This window comes from Phocaeicola massiliensis B84634 = Timone 84634 = DSM 17679 = JCM 13223 (assembly GCF_000382445.1).
Classification (GTDB): domain Bacteria; phylum Bacteroidota; class Bacteroidia; order Bacteroidales; family Bacteroidaceae; genus Phocaeicola; species Phocaeicola massiliensis.
Window position 1 is genome coordinate 249,361 of record NZ_KB905475.1, and the last position, 17,031, is coordinate 266,391.

Genomic DNA, 17,031 nt, shown 5'->3' on the forward strand with positions numbered 1-17,031 from the left:
TTTTCAATGGCAGCTTATGAATATTCAATTTGTGTCCATATAAATAACAAACTGCCAGCTATTTATCATTTGATATAAAAAAGCGGGGAAAGAACCATTCCGTTGATAGGAAGTGTTTTCTTTCCCCGCTTGAAAGAGTCTATAATTTCTACTTTGGGTAGAAGCCGCTTCTCACGAAGGAGAAGCGGACTTTTACTTTATAGTATGATTATTTTTTAATAGTAACAGTATAAGTCTTGGTCATTACCATGCCCCACTTATCTGTAACCTTCATGTTCACTTTCAGCTCAGCCTTACCATTAACCAAATCAGATGCTTTAATGTCAGCTTCTGCTTTAGCTGTAAATTTACCGTCAGTACCGATTGTGGTTGATGTCACAAATTTCTCAGCCAATTTTGTATCGTCCCATGCAAATGTTACAGACTTGATTTCATCAGAAGCCGGTTTAGCTTGAGTTGTTACAGTTTCTTTCTTGGTATCGTATGCCAACTTATCTTTGTAAGCTTTGAACAAAGCAACTTCAGCACTGGCGTCTCTTGCAGCTTTTTCGTCTGCTGACAAACCAGCCTTGTCACCCCATGTTCCGTTGTTATAAGTATAATACTTGTTAACCTCAGTCATGATAGTTTCCCAGCCTTTCAAAGTACTATTCTCACTTCCTACTGTTACATCATTGTTTTCAACAGTCAAGAAGAACTTATCATCTGCTCCCAATGCAGTATAAGCATCAACAGTCATACCGAATTTAATCAGGTCAGCCTTCGCAATTTCGATAGGAGTAGCATCAGTATTCACTACATACTTACCGGCAGCATCTTTCTTAGGAGCGTCATAGTCAGTAACATCTTTTTGAGTAGAACCGCCTGCGTTTCCGAATAATGTCAGAGCCTTGCCCTTGTTGATACCCAAAGCATAAACAGCAGAGATATTAGAAGTCATATTAACTTCTTTACCAAAGGCGCCAGTAATAGCTTTTACTGTTACGTTAGAACCATCAGCAGTATAAACCGAGCTCTTAACAATAACCTTGAAGTCATAGTCAATAGTGTTTTTAGCATTGCCATACAAGGTATAAGTAGCACGGATATTACGTTCCTTGTTCAACATATATTCGTTAGCTTTAGTATCATCACCATTCCAAGCATTTTGGTATACGCTTAAACGACCTTGATCATCAATCCAGTCTATTGCGCCCATTTCTGTATCAGCACCCATCGCTTCTTCCCAAGCTTTGTGATCCAAGTCGATATAAGTTACATCACTACCGGCGAAATCAGGAGCCAAGATACCGTCTTCCAAATCGTAAACCACCTTATTATTTACGATTGTATAGTCACCGATAACTTGCAATACATTGGCTGTAGTAAAGTCAGGTACCAACTTGAAGATATCTTCTGCCTTCGGATTAGAAACAATCATAGTAGCTTCAGATTTCACAATTGTTGCAGCACCGTCTGTTGCTTCAAATACAATTGCATAAGTTCCGGGTACATAGTTTGCAGCATTCAAGCTAAAGCCGAACTTAGCGAAGTCACTGTATGATGTAGCTGTTGCTTTGCCGTCACTCTTATACTGAGCAAGATTGTTATCATCTGTTGTATAAGTATATGTTGCTGTTTCAGGCTTGTCACCATTTTCGTCCAACAGATAAACACTCATTGTCTTACCAGCTTTGAAGAATGCATCCTTCTGAGTTGCAGTAGTAAACTGGAAGTCAGCAACATCCCAAAGAACATTCTGTGTATAAGCACCGCTAACTTTCTCAGTAGATAATGTTACATTCTTGTCTTCCAAACCACCGGCTACTTGAATATCCTGATTAACTGTTACATCAATATCCTCATCAACAGCAGAACCATTCAAACCAAGTGCTATAACGTTCAATTTAACAGTAATGCCAGATACATTGGCAGGCATATTGGCAATAGTCAATACATTTCCGTCCAAAGACAAACCATATTGTTCAATATTCAATTGGTCGCGGAGTTTTACAATAGCTTTACCTTTGTATTCATTTGCATAGATGATACCGGCTTTTTCAGTCTTAGCATCAACAGCTGTCAAATCAATAGTAGGAGCATAAGTTACAGTACCAGCGTTTACATCAACGTTTTCATTCACATCGTCTGCAGAAACTTGATATGCAAAAGCAGTCTTGACAACTGTACCCTTTTCGTTTTCTACAACCAAAGATGCTTCTTCATTCTCAGTAGTTGCATATTTTTTATCTTTTTCATTGTATGCAGGTTCTACGTCCAATGTCCACAAGCAATCTTCTGTTTTAGCGGCTCTAGACATACTACCATTGTTTACTTTCCAGTCGTCTGCAATACCTTTAACAGGGTTAGACAATGCAATATCAAGAACTTTTCCTTTAGCCAGTTGCAAAGAGAAATCAAACTTATCAGTCAATTCCACATTTGCGGGATTTACCAATATCGGCAATTCGCCACCTTGTTTTACTATAGCATTTGCAGCAATACCGGCAAGGTCAGTGAATTTCTCAGTCAATGTCTTATATGCCTTCTTTGCTTTTTCTGTAGTATTCTTTACAGCAGGTTGCCACTTTGCAGTTTGGAATTTAACCTTAACTACAGCAGCAGGAGCTTCCACTACAAATGCATCAGAAGTAGCAGGCAAAGTCACCTCTTGGAACTTGCCGGTTTCGTCAGCGATATGCAATACATAAACGCCATCCTTCTTTACAACATAGGCACTAGTACCTTGTGCAGAGATTTCAGTAGTCTTTTCTACGAATTCACCTTTAACGGCATCCCATTCGTAAACTACCCACATTCCATTGGCGTCGATTTTGGGAGAAGGAGCAGTAGCTCCCGGCTTACCATCTTCTCCATCTTTTGCTATAGCTTGAGAAGTGGTCTTTTCACCGTCCTTGTACCAGAAACCGTCTTCACCGATAGTCCATTCAGTACCGTCTTTTCCATCTGCCCCCTTGATACCTGTAATGGAGGTAGTAGTACCGTCGCTCATGGTTACAGCGAAACCGTTTTCAACAGGAGAGATGTTGGTTACCCATTTTCCTTCTCCTACCAGTTTCTGCAAAGCTGCAATAGCATCCTTGTTAGAGTTGATTTGGCCTTGCAAATTCTCGATGTCATCATCATAGTCTTTACAAGACACAAATGTTCCTGTTGACGAAACCATTAAGGCTCCGAACAGGATTGCACTTAAAAACTTTTTGTTCATAATAGAAAAACTTTAAATTTATAAATTTAAAAAACTAAAATTGGTTATACATAATTTATTGATTCTGAGTGCTGTGCTCTCATTTCATATTTCATATATCTTTTTGGAGATAAGCCCGTCATTTTCTTGAAGGCGGCGTAGAACGTGCTTCGCGACAGGAATCCGCAATATTGGGGTATCTCCTCGGGTGAATATTTGTCCGAACGGAGCAGTTCCTTGGCATATTCCACCCGATATTTGTTCAGTAAATCTTTCAGGTGACAGCCGAAGTAGCGGTTTATCACATTGGATAAATAAGTCTGGTTCGTTTCAATCATTCCACTTAGTTTCTTCAGCGAGATTTCCGGGTCAAGAAACACTTGGCGCACTTCCAAGTAATACAATACATATTTATATATTTCACAATCGACTTTTCTTGCTTTCTCCGGCTCACGACCTGCAAACTTCTGCTCCCAATAAATATGAGCAGCTCTGAAAAGCAGATTTTTCTGCCTTTCGGAAGTAAAAGTGCGCTTGTCGCGGTGTAGAAACAGGTAGTCCATTGTACTTTCTTTTTATCGTCTCTATTTCAGATAATTACTCACTTTTCAAACCCTTAAAAAAGGGTTGCGTTCGGTGCATCTCTTAGTAAGAGATACACCGAACGCACATAATCGCTTTATTATTAATAGTTTAAGCCGATAAAAAAGTGTCCTATAACTTAAGACTAAAGATATTTTTGCATTTGTCTTGTGATTTTTCTTCTCAAAAAGTTTTAATTATCAAAACTTTGTGTAAATTTGCAGCGAAAAGTGTATCTCTTACTAAGAGATGCACTTTTTTTCTTCTATCTCCTAAAACTTTATTCATCACATTTCCAGATGATTGAATCTCGCTAATCATCTGTTTCGCTCCTGACTTGAGAATCTTAACGGATGTCAACATATTATAAAGGGCTAAGTCCGGATATTCTTGAAAAGGGGGAATTGTTTCCAAAGCCGGCTTAAGGGTTTTTCAACGGGCTTTTCGGGAGGTAATGGAATCGTTGAAGGCAAGTTTGAAGGGATTTGGGAAGTGCGGCTGAAACGAGAATGAGGAGGTGGTGTAATCAGTGTGGATTACAAAACATGCCGAGATTATTAGAAAGATAAAGTTTTTTTTGAAAGCGCAATGGCTTATCCGACAACAAGCGGAAGTGACGTGTGAACCTGAACGTACGCAGGCATAAGTTTATGCATTCGTATGTACTGTATCAGGTTCCACTGTGTTTTACATCGGGCAGTCCCAGTCCGGTGCATCTGTTTTATCGGGAGGACAATTTATACCTCTTCCATCCTTGCCAGCTCCCATCCGCAGAACTGCATCACATTGTTCCGCCGACTGTGCCTCGAACTTGTCTTTCGGGAGATATTTTAGTTCCAGAATGTAGCTGTGCTCCACCTCAGGATATCGCTGCAGGTCCGGCATGAGGAACATGTCGCAGAAACCGTGGTTCAGCTCCACTTCGGGCATGGTCAGGTAATAGGCATTGATACTCAGGTAGGCTGTGAAGAAACCTTGAATGTTCCTTTCGCCCTCTATGCTGCTGCGTACCGATGAGTTGTCCTTATAAGCGCGGGCTATAAAATCAAGGGCCGGACGCCAATCCCCGTCGAAAGTCATTCTTTCGGGAAAGGTCATAATAACTGCGGATCATATCCAGAAAAAGGCTCTTTCCGAAACGTCGGGGACGAGTAAAAATGAGGTAGTGCGCCTGATCTTCCAATAAGGGCAGATACATTGTCTTGTCCACATAATAGCAGTTCTGTTCCATCACATCCGTGAAGTTTGACATTCCGTAAGGTATACCTTTTATCGCTTCCATAATCTATTCTCTTTTTGAGTTTAGTATGAAGGGCAAAGTGATGATGCCTTTCACACTAATTTCTCATAAACAGGCGGTTTCAGCAGTTGTTATGTGTGAAAGGAGGTATGCAATAAACTTTCTACCGGGTTAATTTTTGCCTTTTTCTTCTTTTTATCAATCGATAAAAGTGTTTTAGAAAAAGACTTTGTTCTTTTTGAAAAACACTTAAGTCTTTCTCAGAAACTCCTTGGTCTTTTTTGAAAACTTCAAGGTCTTTTCATTATGATACATTGACATCTGTTAAGATTTGCGAGTTGGATGTAAAACAAATGATTGATGGTACTTAACTTGTTGGGGATGTGGTGAATAAGATTTCAGGAGAAAGAAGAAAAAAAGTGTATCTCTTACTAAGAGATACACTTTTCGCTGCAAATTTACACAAAGTTTTGATAATTAAAACTTTTTGAGAAGAAAAATCACAAGACAAATGCAAAAATATCTTTAGTCTTAAGTTTCAGGATACTCTTATGCTCACTTAAATAATTAATAATAAGTTATTTATGCGCGATTGTGTATCTCTTAGTAAGAGATGCACCGAACGCAACTCTTTTTTAAGGGTTTGAAAGATGTGTATTTATTTGAAATAGAGACGATAAAAAGAGAGTACAATGGACTACCTGTTTCTACATCGCGACAAGCGCACTTTTACTTCCGAAAGGCAGAGGAATCTGCTCTTCCGGGCTGCCCGGCTTTATTGGGAGCAGAAGTATGCGGACAGCGAAGTGGTTCCGAAAAGGAAAGTCGATTGTGAGCTATATAAATATGTATTGTATTATTTGGAAGTGCGCCAAGTGTTTCTTGACCCGAAGCTTTCACTGAAGAAGCTGAGCAATATGATTGAAACGAACCAGACTTATCTGTCGAATGTGGTCAACCGCTACTTCGGTTGCCATCTGAAAGAGTTGGTGAACACGTATCGGGTGGAATATGCCAAGGAACTGCTCCGTTCGGGCAAGTGTCCGCCGGAGGAGCTGCCCCAACGCTGCGGGTTCCTGTCGCGAAGTGTGTTTTATGCTGCTTTTAAAAAGGTGACGGGTGTTTCTCCCAAACGTTATATGAAATATGAAATGAGAGCACAGCACTCAGAATCAATAAATTATGTATAACCAATTTTAGTTTTTTAAATTTATAAATTTAAAGTTTTTCTATTATGAACAAAAAGTTTTTAAGTGCAATCCTGTTCGGAGCCTTGATGGTTACCTCGACAGGAACATTTGTGTCTTGTAAAGACTACGATGATGACATTGACGAAATCAATAAAGAGTTGACGGAAATCAAGTCTCAGATCGCAGCTTTGGAAAGCGCTGTAAACAACGGTGACTATGTGACCGGTGTTACTCCTACCGCTGACGGTAAGGGTATGATTTTTACTTTCTCCAAGGGTAGCCCTGTAACGGTTACTTTGAATGTAAAAGATGGTGAACCAGGTGAAAGTGCTCAAAAAATTACTTTTGACGAAAAAACAGGCGAAATGTTGGTTGACAATAAGCCTACAGGTATTTTCCCTGCAAAAGATGCAGAAAAAGCTCCCGTTAAGATTGAAGGGGGATATTGGGCCGTGTTGAATGACAAAGGTGAATATGACGTAACTGAAATTCCTGTTTCGGGTGTTACTGCAGTAGTTACTGATGGTATTTGTACATTGACTGTATTCAATGCAGATGGCACTACTACTGTAGTTGAGTTGCCTACTACTTCTTCTACTATCACAGAACTTGAAGTAGTTGGTTATTTGGACGCTAAGGGTGATTTTACTGCATTCTCTGATGCTGCTTCTCACGATAACAAATATGAGATGGGTTACTCTGCTTTCTATACAGCTACTAAGGCGCCTTGGGAATGGGTGGATGCCGATGAATCTCAAAAAGTAAAAGGTGAAATTGCTGCCAAAACAGGTGTGGTTTCTCTTGCTGGTCAGTCTTTGGTGATTCGTGTAGCTCCCGCTTCTGCTGATTTATCAACAGTGGCTATGTCTTTGGTTAATTCTAAGATGGACGAAGCTCCTATAACTTTAGGTACTCCCGAAGCATTCAAAGGCTTGGTGACTCGTGCTGCTTCTGCTAATGGCTTGTGGGCTATTCCTTTGTCGAGCAAGGAATTGACAGGTTTGAATGCTTTGACTGATTTGACTGGAAAATTTGGTGGTGAAATAGAGGATGATGAGTTTAATATTGCATTTGCTGTAAAGACTCCAAACTTCTTGTCAAACTTCAACTTGGCATTCAATAAGGTTGAATTGGATGCGGTGAGTGCTTCTCTGAATAAGAAAAAGTTGGTTGAGGCTACACAGAAAGGAAGCACTAATATTTATGAATCTACTTCTGGTACAGAAGACAATGCTTATGTGATTGTTAAACAAGGTACACCAAATACCTTTACTTTTGATGTTCCGACTTCTGTTTACAAGAGCCAAATTATTGTAGATGAATATATAGCTCAGAACTGGGGTGTTGTGATTGATGGTAATTCATTTACAGTAAATAAGTATAATGACAAACAGACAATTCCTTCATTCCCTGTTTATTTCAACTATATTCAACTGACAGAAACGGGAATCAAATCTGTAACTCAGACTGTATGGGTTCGTATGGAACGTACAATTAAGGATCAGGTAGTTCTCGATCCTGTTAACCATATCATTCCTGCCAAGGCTGCTGATGATAAGTTTACAGTTTCTTTGGACAAGATGTTCAATGAAATGACAGCTGAAGAAAGAGTTAATTGGAATAAATTTGCTCACGACATTGTGACTGTGATTAAACAAGTAAATCCTGACGGTGATGATATTACAGTTACAGGATTTGATGATGATAATATTGCTTATCTGACAGCAGACAATAAGCCTGCTACTTCAGCTCTCAATATTGCTAAGTTGCAATTCATTCCGAATCACGAATGGAATCAAGAAACATATCCATTTGATAAGGAATACTACATTGTTTCTGATTTCGAGGATGAAAACGGTGACGTATTGAGCTCAGTTAAGATTCCTTTGACCGTAGGTATCCCTGCGTTGTCAACTCTGTTGCAGAAAGAGCAGGTAGTATTTGGTGGCACTAACAATGGTACTGGCGTATTGAATGAAATGGATTATGCTTCTGACAACAACGCTGTATTCTACTCATTGAAGTATGCGTTTAAAAACCAGTTGAAGGATGCTTTCGAAAATGAAAATACTGTTAAATTCATTATTGATCCTCAACAGAAAATAGAAGGTAATCCGGTCGTAGACTTGGCTCACATGGGTACAGGCGAAAAGCGTACAGGTGTTAATCAGGCTATTGTTTTGGATGATAAGGAAAAGGCTTACAACACTCCGATCAATATCTTGATTGATGGTGAAACTACTAAGTATGTTGGTAAGTACACTTGGTCAGACAAAGAAATCAAAGATAATGCTTTCACTATTAAGATTGTCAGTCCGATTGAGCAAGGTATCGTTGAAGCTGCTAGTGGTGATATAATCGAAGTGGTTGCTACAGAAGATGGTACAGCTAAATTGACTGATGCTGATTTGACTACTAAGACTTATGCTAAGGTTGAATATAATATCTTCAAAGATAAGTTTAAAGACAATGAAACAACAGCTGATTTGTGGACCAGTCCATACATGAAGGGTATCTCATTCAAGTCTATGAACGAGAATACTATTAAAGCTATTGCTAATGAAGACATTAAGCCTGCAACTAAGGTTAAAGATACAGTAACTCCTGGTTATGTAGTTTTGAGACCGATGAATGTTGCTTACGAAGGCACTACAGAAGTAGAGGTTAAAGTAACAGACGTTTGGGGTTACGCTAAGACTGCTACTGTTAAAGTGAAAGTTCTTGCAGAAAAGGAGTAATTTATCTGTGAGATTAATTATCTGATAATAGGTAAACTCTGATATGCAGGGTACGTCTCTTTCTGATTTGCGGGAAAGAAGGCGTACCCTGCTTTTTTTGTATCTGTATATTTTTCCCGATCTTAATAAATATGTATTTTTGCACAAGTAAAATCGTAATTATACATTCTATTATGTTAGACACCCTTCTTTTAATCGGCGGTTTAGCCCTTATATTGCTGGGAGCAAACGGCCTGACTGACGGCTCGGCTGCTGTTGCCAAGCGTTTTCGTATTTCCGACCTCGTAATCGGTCTCACCATCGTGGCTTTCGGTACTTCCGCACCCGAGTTGGTAATCAGTGTACTTTCTGCTTTAAACGGAAGTGCAGAGATGGCTATCGGTAACGTGGTGGGTAGTAATACATTCAATGCTTTGATGATTATCGGTTGCACGGCGGTGGTACTACCCATCAAAGTTGGTGAGGGAACCATGAGCAAAGAAATACCGCTGGTGATTCTTTCTTCGCTGGTACTTTTCTTTTGTGCCAATGATGTGATGCTCGATCAAGGCAATGAAAATATAATCGGGCGGATTGACGGACTTATTCTGCTCGCTTTCTTTCTTATTTTCTTGCGATATACATTTGCCATTGCACGAAACGGAGGCGAAGAAGTGGGAGAAGAACAGAAGATTAAAGAGATGCCTGTATGGAAATCTGTTCTTTTTATAGTGGGTGGACTGGCAGGTCTCATCTTTGGCGGGCAACTCTTTGTTGAAGGAGCAAGCGGTATTGCCCGGTCGCTGGGTGTCAGCGAATCTGTTATAGGATTGACTTTGGTGGCAGGAGGTACTTCGTTGCCCGAGCTGGCCACATCTGTTACGGCTGCATTGAAGAAGAATCCGGGTATTGCCATCGGAAATGTGATAGGTAGCAATCTGTTTAATATATTCTTTGTGTTGGGATGTAGCGCAACTATTTCACCTTTGCCGATGGGTGGCATCAATAATCTTGACTTGACGGTGATGATTGCTTCCGCACTGCTGTTGTGGCTGGTGGGATGGTTCTTCAAAAAACGTACCATTACACGCCCTGAAGGGGTGTTGATGATGGTGTGTTATGTGGCTTATACGGCCTATCTTATTGCCCAACAATGAAAAAAGGTGTGAAAATCACCTCTTTTTAAATTAAAAACAGCTATCTTTACCGCCTGAATTTTTATAAAAATCGAACATGGCTATTACCATTAAGAAAGTCAGTACCCAAAAGGAACTAAAAACATTTATACGTTTTAATTACGAGTTATATAAGGATAATCCCTATTCCGTACCCGATTTGTACGATGATATGCTGAATACGTTCAGCCCGAAGAAGAATGCTGCTTTTGAGTTTTGCGAGGCTGTTTACTTTTTGGCCTATAAAGATGATAAAGTGGTGGGACGTATTGCCGGAATTATCAATCATCGTGCCAATGAAACATGGCAGAAAAAGGAAGTACGTTTTGGATGGATTGATTTTCTGGATGATATAGAAATATCACGTGCACTGCTGGATGCTGTGTCTGAATGGGGAAAATCGAAGGGCATGGATACTATTCAAGGACCTTTGGGCTTTACTGATTTTGACGCGGAAGGAATGTTGATTGAAGGCTTTGACCAGTTGAGCACGATGGCAACTATTTATAATTATCCTTATTACCCGCAACATATGGAAAAGTTGGGATTTGAGAAAGATGCCGACTGGGTGGAGTATAAGATATATGTGCCTGATGCTATTCCCGACAAGCATAAGCGTATCAGCGATTTGATTCAGCGTAAGTTTAATCTGAAGATTAAGAAATATACATCGGGTAAAAAGATTGCTGCCGAATACGGTCAGGCTATTTTTGAGCTGATGAATGAGGCATATGCGCCCCTTTATGGATTTTCGGCATTGTCACAAGGACAGATTGACCAGTATATCAAGATGTATCTGCCTATCGTGGATTTGCGTATGGTGACTCTGATTACGGATGCCGACGATAAACTCATTGCTGTGGGTATTTCAATGCCTTCTTTGTCTGAAGCATTGCAAAAGGCAAAAGGACGTTTGCTGCCTATGGGATGGTATCACTTGATGAAGGTGCTGTTTATGCATAAATATCCTCCCATGCTCGATTTACTGTTGGTGGCTGTGAAGCCTGAGTACCAAAACAAAGGGGTGAATGCTTTGTTATTCTCCGACCTGATTCCTGTGTATCAGCAATTGGGGTTCAAGTATGCCGAAAGTAATCCGGAACTGGAGCTGAACGGAAAGGTGCAGGCACAGTGGGAGTATTTCGAGACTGAACAGCATAAGCGCCGTCGTGCTTATAAGAAAAGCATCGTCTGACAATGTACTCGTGAAGAAACTGATTTTGTAACCGTTACTAAGATATGGAAGAAAACAACGAACTGATAAACAATTCCGCCGTAGAATATACCGACGATAACATCCGCCACCTCAGCGATATGGAGCATGTGCGTACCCGTCCCGGTATGTATATTGGAAAGTTGGGTGACGGAGCGCATGCAGAAGACGGTATTTATGTTCTTTTGAAGGAGGTACTCGATAACAGTATCGATGAGTTTAAAATGCAGGCGGGCAAGAAGATTGAAATTACAATAGAAGATAAACTTCGTGTCAGTGTGCGCGACTTTGGCCGTGGTATTCCTCAGGGAAAACTGATTGAGGCAGTGAGCGTGCTGAACACAGGTGGCAAATATGACAGCAAGGCTTTTAAAAAAAGTGTCGGGCTGAATGGTGTCGGTGTGAAGGCGGTCAATGCATTGAGTTCGCGCTTTGAAGTGCGAAGCTACCGCGAAGGGAAGGTGCGTATTGTTACTTTTGCCAAAGGAGATTTGCTGACAGACCGGACGGAAGATACTTCGGAAGAGAACGGTACTTATATCTTCTTTGAACCGGATAATACTTTATTTGAAAATTATAGTTTCCGCTCTGAATTTGTGGAAACGATGTTGCGCAATTATACTTACCTCAATACGGGATTGGCTATCATTTATAACGGACAGCGTATATTGTCGCGCAACGGGCTGGTGGATTTGTTGAATGATAATATGACGGCTACGGGTCTGTATCCCATCATTCATCTTAAAGATGAGGATATAGAGATTGCCTTTACGCACACCGGACAGTATGGCGAAGAGTATTATTCGTTTGTCAATGGGCAACATACCACTCAGGGGGGTACACATCAAAGTGCTTTTAAGGAGCATATTGCACGTACTATTAAAGAGTATTTCAATAAGAATATGGATTATGCGGACATCCGTAACGGATTGGTGGCAGCCATTGCCGTCAATGTGGAAGAACCGATGTTTGAAAGTCAGACAAAGATTAAGTTGGGATCTACCAATATGGCTCCCGGCGGTCCTACGGTGAATAAGTTCGTAGGCGATTTTGTGAAGACGGAAGTGGATAATTATCTGCACAAGCATATGGACGTGGCGGATGTGATGTTGCAAAAGATACAGGAATCCGAGAAAGAGCGTAAAGCGATAGCCGGTGTGACTAAACTGGCCCGTGAACGTGCCAAGAAAGCGAACCTTCATAATCGTAAGTTGCGCGACTGCCGTTTCCACCTCAATGATGCAAAGGGAGATAAGAAAGAGGAAAGCTGTATTTTTATCACCGAGGGTGATTCGGCAAGCGGTTCTATCACGAAAAGTCGTGATGTAAACACGCAGGCGGTGTTCAGCCTTCGCGGTAAGCCGCTGAATTCTTACGGGCTGACCAAGAAGGTGGTGTATGAGAATGAAGAGTTTAATTTGCTGCAAGCGGCTCTTAACATAGAAGAAGGCATAGAGGGACTGCGTTATAATAAAGTGATTGTGGCAACCGATGCCGATGTGGACGGCATGCATATACGTCTGTTGTTGATAACGTTTTTCCTGCAATTCTTCCCCGATTTGATAAAGAAAGGACATGTGTATATTTTGCAGACTCCTTTGTTCCGCGTGCGTAACCGTAAGAAGGGAGTGTACGAAACTGTCTATTGCTATTCGGAAGAGGAAAGGATTGCTGCTATCGAACGGTTGAGTCCCAATCCTGAAATTACTCGGTTTAAGGGACTCGGAGAGATTTCACCCGATGAATTCAAGCATTTTATCGGAAAAGATATGCGTTTGGAACAGGTAAGCCTTAGAAAGACTGATTTGGTGAAAGAACTGTTGGAATTCTATATGGGTAAGAATACCATGGAAAGACAAAACTTTATAATTGAAAACCTTGTTATAGAAGAAGATATAGCGTGAGATGAGAAGAGCAATATTTCCGGGAACATTCGATCCCTTCACCATCGGGCATTATTCGGTTGTAAAACGGGCATTGACCTTTATGGATGAGGTGATTATCGGTATTGGTATTAATGATAATAAAAAGACTTGGTTCCCGATGGATAAACGTCTGGAAATGATTCGCGGATTGTTTGCCGATGAACCTCGTATCAGGGTGGAGGCGTATGACTGTCTGACGGTGGATTTTGCCAAAGAACAGAATGCCGGGTTTATCGTGCGCGGCATTCGTACCGTGCATGATTTTGAGTACGAGGAAACCATTGCCGATATCAATCGGAAGCTGGCGGGAATAGAGACTATTTTACTGTTTACCGAGCCCGAACTGACTTCTATCAGTTCTACTATTGTGAGGGAATTATTGCAATTCGGTAAAGATGTTACTCCGTTTTTGCCTGAAGGAATGAAAATAGATTAATGATGAAATATACCAAGTATTTAGTTGCAGGCTTGATTGCCTGCATTTTTTCTTTCTGTGCTGTCCGGGCACAGGAAAGAAAGTCTTTAGTGGATTCCCCGGCCCGTAAACTGCAATTGGCGGAGTTTGCCATTGCCAATCTGTATGTCGACAAGGTGGATGAAGGCAAGATGGTGGAAGAAGCCATTATAAAGATGCTGGAACAGCTTGACCCGCATTCTGTTTATTCGGATGCGGAAGAGGTAAAAAAAATGAATGAGCCGTTGCAGGGCAATTTTGAAGGAATCGGTATTCAGTTTAATATGGCGGAAGATACTCTTTTCGTTATACAGCCTGTATCGGGAGGTCCTTCTGAGAAGGTTGGCATTCTGGCCGGTGACCGCATTGTAATGGTGGATGATACGATTATTGCCGGTGTGAAGATGAGCACGGAAGATATCATGCGCCGTTTGAAGGGGCCGAAGGGTTCGGAAGTGAATCTGAAAATTGTGCGCCGTGGAGTGGGGGAACTGCTTCCTTTTACGGTGAAAAGGGATAAAATTCCGGTTTACAGCCTCGATGCTTCTTATCTGTTGAAAGATAGAATCGGCTATATCCGCATCAATCGTTTTGGTGCTACCACGCATGAGGAGTTTAAGAAGGCATTGGCTGAACTGAAAAAACTAGGCATGAAAGATTTGGTGCTTGATTTGCAGGGTAACGGTGGAGGTTATCTGAATGCTGCCATCGATTTGGCAAATGAATTTTTGGAAAAACAAGAGTTGATTGTTTATACCGAAGGACGCCGGAATCCTCGTAGCGAGTTCTTTGCCAAGGGTACCGGAGATTTCCGGGATGGGCGTCTGATTGTGCTGGTGGATGAGTTTTCGGCTTCTGCCAGTGAAATCGTGACCGGAGCTGTTCAGGACTGGGACAGAGGAGTAGTGGTTGGTCGCCGCACTTTCGGTAAGGGGCTGGTGCAGCGTCCCATCGACTTGCCCGATGGCTCTATGATTCGCTTGACGGTGGCTCGTTATTATACTCCGGCAGGGCGTTGTATTCAGAAGCCTTACGAAAGTATTGAAAAATATAATGAAGATTTGATAGACCGCTATAACCGAGGGGAAATGCTGAGTGCCGATAGTATTCATTTTCCTGATTCTCTTAAGTTTAAGACTCATAAATTAGAACGTACGGTATATGGTGGAGGTGGCATTATGCCGGATTATTTTGTGCCGATTGATACGACGCTCTATACTAAATATCATCGTCAGTTGCGTGATAAGGGGGTATTGATGAAAGTGCACTTCCGGCAGATAGATGCACATCGTGACGAATGGTTGTCTAAGTATAAGAAGTTTGATGATTTCCATAAGAAGTTCGAAGTTTCTCCGGATATGCTTCGGCAATTGGTAGCGACAGGAAAAGAGATGGGCGTGGAATATAATGAGGAAGAATATCAAAAAGCCCTGCCTTTGCTGAAATTGCAGATGAAGGCGTTGATAGCTCGTGATTTATGGGATATGAATGAATATTATCACGTTATTAATGATGCTAACGAAAGCATCAGGAAGGCTTTGGAACTGTTGGAACAACCGGATTTTGAAGGATTGTTGAAAAAGAAACAGTAGTCGGGCTGTATTAATATGGTAAGTTTGTCATTCTGAGATTCTTTTGGTGCGCAGAATGACAAACTTATAGAAGGGCATGGTTTGCCTGCCCGAAGACACAAAGTAAACTGTTTTCGGGCGAGCGAACCTCGCCCCTACGAGCTAAGCGACAGCATTATCCACGTTTTGACACATTTCTTTTCCGAATGGGGTAAACCACAGGAGGTTATAGAATTGCCGAGTGACCTTGATATAGTAAATGTTTTTATAATGAAATGATTGTTTCTCAGGTTTTATTTCTTTTTGAATAATATCTTATTCAGCCAGCGGTTGATATAAATATTTGCAAAAGCGCATCCCACTCCGATGGCAGCTCCTGCCACTACATCGCTTGGATAATGTACTCCTTGGTTTATCCGGGCAAACCCTACTCCGCAAGCCCACACTGCCGAAGGAGCGATGACATACCATTTGGGATAAGTGATTGAAAGAGATGTTGCCAGGGAAAAGGCGGCAGCTGTGTGACCTGATGGGAATGACGGGCTGTCTGCATCCGGTGCTCCGTAAACATGAATCTTATCGGGGTACTTTACAAAAGGGCGGTCGCGTCCTATGATGTGCTTGGCTGCGTAGGTGATGCCTACTGCTTCAATCACGCTTGTACCGATATAAATGGCATCTTTCAGTAACGGCTGGTCTTTTTTTATCAATGCATAAATTCCCATGGCGGCGGGCACTCCTACAGGCAGGATAACGCCGCTTGCTGACAATCCACGGCTGAGGCCGTGTACATCCCATTTGTTGATGGTCTTCACCGTGTTGATGTCCCAGTTTTGCGCAGATAGTTGCATGCTGAGGCATAAGCTTAGAAGTAGAAAGATACTTTTTTTCATTGTATATTTTATAGTTTGCTGCCGCAAAGATAGGAAATTATGTTTTCTTCTCTTTGTTCCTAGGCTGATTAAAGAATAATTTCCATAATTCCTTGTATTATCGCTAGAATTCCTTTACTTTTGCATCGTGAATACACAGCTTTTAACGGAATTTTTAGTTCTAACAATTAAATAATTTAAATTCAATCATTTATGTGGTTAAGTAATTCATCTATTGGAAGGAAAGTGGTGATGAGTGTCACAGGTATCGCCCTTGTCCTGTTTCTGACGTTTCACATGGCGATGAACCTTGTTGCGCTCTTCTCGGAAGATGCTTACAACATGATTTGTGAATTCTTGGGAGCTAACTGGTACGCGTTGGTTGCAACTGCCGGACTGGCTGCTCTGTTTGTAATTCACATCATCTACGCTTTCTGGTTGACCATGCAGAACCGTGCAGCTCGCGGTAGCGAACGTTATGCAGTGAACGTTAAACCTAAGTCGGTAGAATGGGCATCTCAGAACATGCTTGTTCTGGGTATTGTCGTTATTGCCGGATTGGCTCTTCATTTTGCCAATTTCTGGTACAAAATGCAGTTTGCCGAAATTATCGGTGTTCATGATTTAGGCGCATTCGGTCCTACAGACGGTGCCGCTTACATTAAAGAAACATTTGGCAACCCCGTATTTACAGTGCTTTACCTTATTTGGTTAGCAGCTTTGTGGTTCCACCTGACTCACGGATTCTGGAGTGCTTTGCAGACTTTGGGCTGGAGCAATAAAATCTGGTTCGAGCGTTGGAAGACTATTGGTAACATCTACTCTACTTTGGTAGTTCTTGGTTTTGCAGCAGTAGTCGTTATCTACTTCGTGAAATCACTCGCTTGTGGTGCTTGCTAATCGTA

At 41.4% G+C, this 17,031-nt stretch carries 12 protein-coding genes and 1 pseudogene; 8 read left to right on the plus strand and 5 right to left on the minus strand.

The window, feature by feature from the left end; all coding sequences use genetic code 11:
* Window positions 1-208 precede the first annotated feature (208 nt).
* The 4 genes and pseudogenes from HMPREF1534_RS00700 to HMPREF1534_RS00685 all read right to left on the minus strand — a co-directional run bounded on the left by HMPREF1534_RS00700 (window position 209) and on the right by HMPREF1534_RS00685 (window position 5,051).
* Window positions 209-3,208 carry a PL29 family lyase N-terminal domain-containing protein gene (locus HMPREF1534_RS00700; protein ID WP_005945314.1) on the minus strand — a complete coding sequence of 1,000 codons (3,000 nt, stop codon included), beginning with the start codon at window positions 3,206-3,208 and terminating at the stop codon, window positions 209-211.
* Between the two features lie 44 nt (window positions 3,209-3,252).
* Window positions 3,253-3,750, minus strand: coding sequence for a helix-turn-helix domain-containing protein (locus HMPREF1534_RS00695; protein ID WP_005945317.1), 498 nt, complete (start codon window positions 3,748-3,750; stop codon window positions 3,253-3,255).
* A 756-nt stretch (window positions 3,751-4,506) separates the two neighbouring features.
* Window positions 4,507-4,849: pseudogene (locus tag HMPREF1534_RS00690) on the minus strand (PD-(D/E)XK nuclease domain-containing protein); the annotation flags it as partial.
* Window positions 4,815-5,051 (minus strand): AAA family ATPase, encoded by a 237-nt coding sequence (locus tag HMPREF1534_RS00685; RefSeq protein ID WP_005945322.1) that lies wholly within the window; start codon window positions 5,049-5,051, stop codon window positions 4,815-4,817. The pseudogene HMPREF1534_RS00690 and the gene HMPREF1534_RS00685, both read right to left, overlap by 35 nt.
* Window positions 5,052-5,701: 650 nt before the next feature.
* On the opposite strand from HMPREF1534_RS00685, the gene HMPREF1534_RS00680 reads away from it, so the two are divergent.
* The 7 genes from HMPREF1534_RS00680 to HMPREF1534_RS00650 all read left to right on the plus strand — a co-directional run bounded on the left by HMPREF1534_RS00680 (window position 5,702) and on the right by HMPREF1534_RS00650 (window position 15,275).
* Window positions 5,702-6,199, plus strand: a complete 498-nt coding sequence (locus HMPREF1534_RS00680; RefSeq protein WP_005945324.1) for a helix-turn-helix domain-containing protein — start codon at window positions 5,702-5,704, stop codon at window positions 6,197-6,199.
* Between the two features lie 44 nt (window positions 6,200-6,243).
* The gene (locus tag HMPREF1534_RS00675) at window positions 6,244-8,937 is read left to right on the plus strand and encodes a PL29 family lyase N-terminal domain-containing protein (RefSeq protein WP_005945327.1); all 2,694 of its coding nucleotides are present in this window, start codon (window positions 6,244-6,246) and stop codon (window positions 8,935-8,937) included.
* Between the two features lie 173 nt (window positions 8,938-9,110).
* Window positions 9,111-10,073, plus strand: a complete 963-nt coding sequence (locus HMPREF1534_RS00670) for a calcium/sodium antiporter (RefSeq protein WP_005945334.1) — start codon at window positions 9,111-9,113, stop codon at window positions 10,071-10,073.
* Between the two features lie 76 nt (window positions 10,074-10,149).
* Complete coding sequence (locus HMPREF1534_RS00665) at window positions 10,150-11,286, plus strand: hypothetical protein (RefSeq protein WP_005945337.1); 1,137 nt, start codon at window positions 10,150-10,152, stop codon at window positions 11,284-11,286.
* Between the two features lie 44 nt (window positions 11,287-11,330).
* Window positions 11,331-13,208 carry a DNA topoisomerase IV subunit B gene (locus HMPREF1534_RS00660; protein ID WP_005945340.1) on the plus strand — a complete coding sequence of 626 codons (1,878 nt, stop codon included), beginning with the start codon at window positions 11,331-11,333 and terminating at the stop codon, window positions 13,206-13,208.
* A 1-nt stretch (window position 13,209) separates the two neighbouring features.
* On the plus strand, window positions 13,210-13,665 hold the full coding sequence (gene coaD, locus HMPREF1534_RS00655; RefSeq protein WP_018451866.1) for a pantetheine-phosphate adenylyltransferase: 456 nt from the start codon (window positions 13,210-13,212) through the stop codon (window positions 13,663-13,665).
* 2 nt (window positions 13,666-13,667) lie between these two features.
* The gene (locus HMPREF1534_RS00650; RefSeq protein WP_025066875.1) at window positions 13,668-15,275 is read left to right on the plus strand and encodes a S41 family peptidase; all 1,608 of its coding nucleotides are present in this window, start codon (window positions 13,668-13,670) and stop codon (window positions 15,273-15,275) included.
* Between the two features lie 272 nt (window positions 15,276-15,547).
* On the opposite strand, the gene HMPREF1534_RS00645 is transcribed toward HMPREF1534_RS00650, so the two are convergent.
* A complete protein-coding gene (locus tag HMPREF1534_RS00645; protein ID WP_018451867.1) occupies window positions 15,548-16,147 on the minus strand; it encodes a phosphatase PAP2 family protein in 600 nt (199 codons plus the stop codon).
* A gap of 192 nt (window positions 16,148-16,339) precedes the next feature.
* On the opposite strand from HMPREF1534_RS00645, the gene HMPREF1534_RS00640 reads away from it, so the two are divergent.
* Window positions 16,340-17,026, plus strand: coding sequence for a succinate dehydrogenase/fumarate reductase cytochrome b subunit (locus tag HMPREF1534_RS00640; RefSeq protein WP_005945351.1), 687 nt, complete (start codon window positions 16,340-16,342; stop codon window positions 17,024-17,026).
* The last annotated feature ends 5 nt before the right edge of the window (window positions 17,027-17,031 follow it).

What these genes read in the sequence shown, in the direction of transcription:
- HMPREF1534_RS00695 (WP_005945317.1), bottom strand. Translation starts at nt 3,750, where the DNA reads ATGGACTACCTGTTTCTACACCGCGACAAGCGCACTTTTACTTCCGAA.
- HMPREF1534_RS00640 (WP_005945351.1), top strand. Translation starts at nt 16,340, where the DNA reads ATGTGGTTAAGTAATTCATCTATTGGAAGGAAAGTGGTGATGAGTGTC.
- HMPREF1534_RS00700 (WP_005945314.1), bottom strand. Translation starts at nt 3,208, where the DNA reads ATGAACAAAAAGTTTTTAAGTGCAATCCTGTTCGGAGCCTTAATGGTT.
- HMPREF1534_RS00660 (WP_005945340.1), top strand. Translation starts at nt 11,331, where the DNA reads ATGGAAGAAAACAACGAACTGATAAACAATTCCGCCGTAGAATATACC.
- HMPREF1534_RS00670 (WP_005945334.1), top strand. Translation starts at nt 9,111, where the DNA reads ATGTTAGACACCCTTCTTTTAATCGGCGGTTTAGCCCTTATATTGCTG.
- coaD (WP_018451866.1), top strand. Translation starts at nt 13,210, where the DNA reads ATGAGAAGAGCAATATTTCCGGGAACATTCGATCCCTTCACCATCGGG.
- HMPREF1534_RS00645 (WP_018451867.1), bottom strand. Translation starts at nt 16,147, where the DNA reads ATGAAAAAAAGTATCTTTCTACTTCTAAGCTTATGCCTCAGCATGCAA.
- HMPREF1534_RS00650 (WP_025066875.1), top strand. Translation starts at nt 13,668, where the DNA reads ATGAAATATACCAAGTATTTAGTTGCAGGCTTGATTGCCTGCATTTTT.
- HMPREF1534_RS00685 (WP_005945322.1), bottom strand. Translation starts at nt 5,051, where the DNA reads ATGGAAGCGATAAAAGGTATACCTTACGGAATGTCAAACTTCACGGAT.
- HMPREF1534_RS00680 (WP_005945324.1), top strand. Translation starts at nt 5,702, where the DNA reads ATGGACTACCTGTTTCTACATCGCGACAAGCGCACTTTTACTTCCGAA.
- HMPREF1534_RS00675 (WP_005945327.1), top strand. Translation starts at nt 6,244, where the DNA reads ATGAACAAAAAGTTTTTAAGTGCAATCCTGTTCGGAGCCTTGATGGTT.
- HMPREF1534_RS00665 (WP_005945337.1), top strand. Translation starts at nt 10,150, where the DNA reads ATGGCTATTACCATTAAGAAAGTCAGTACCCAAAAGGAACTAAAAACA.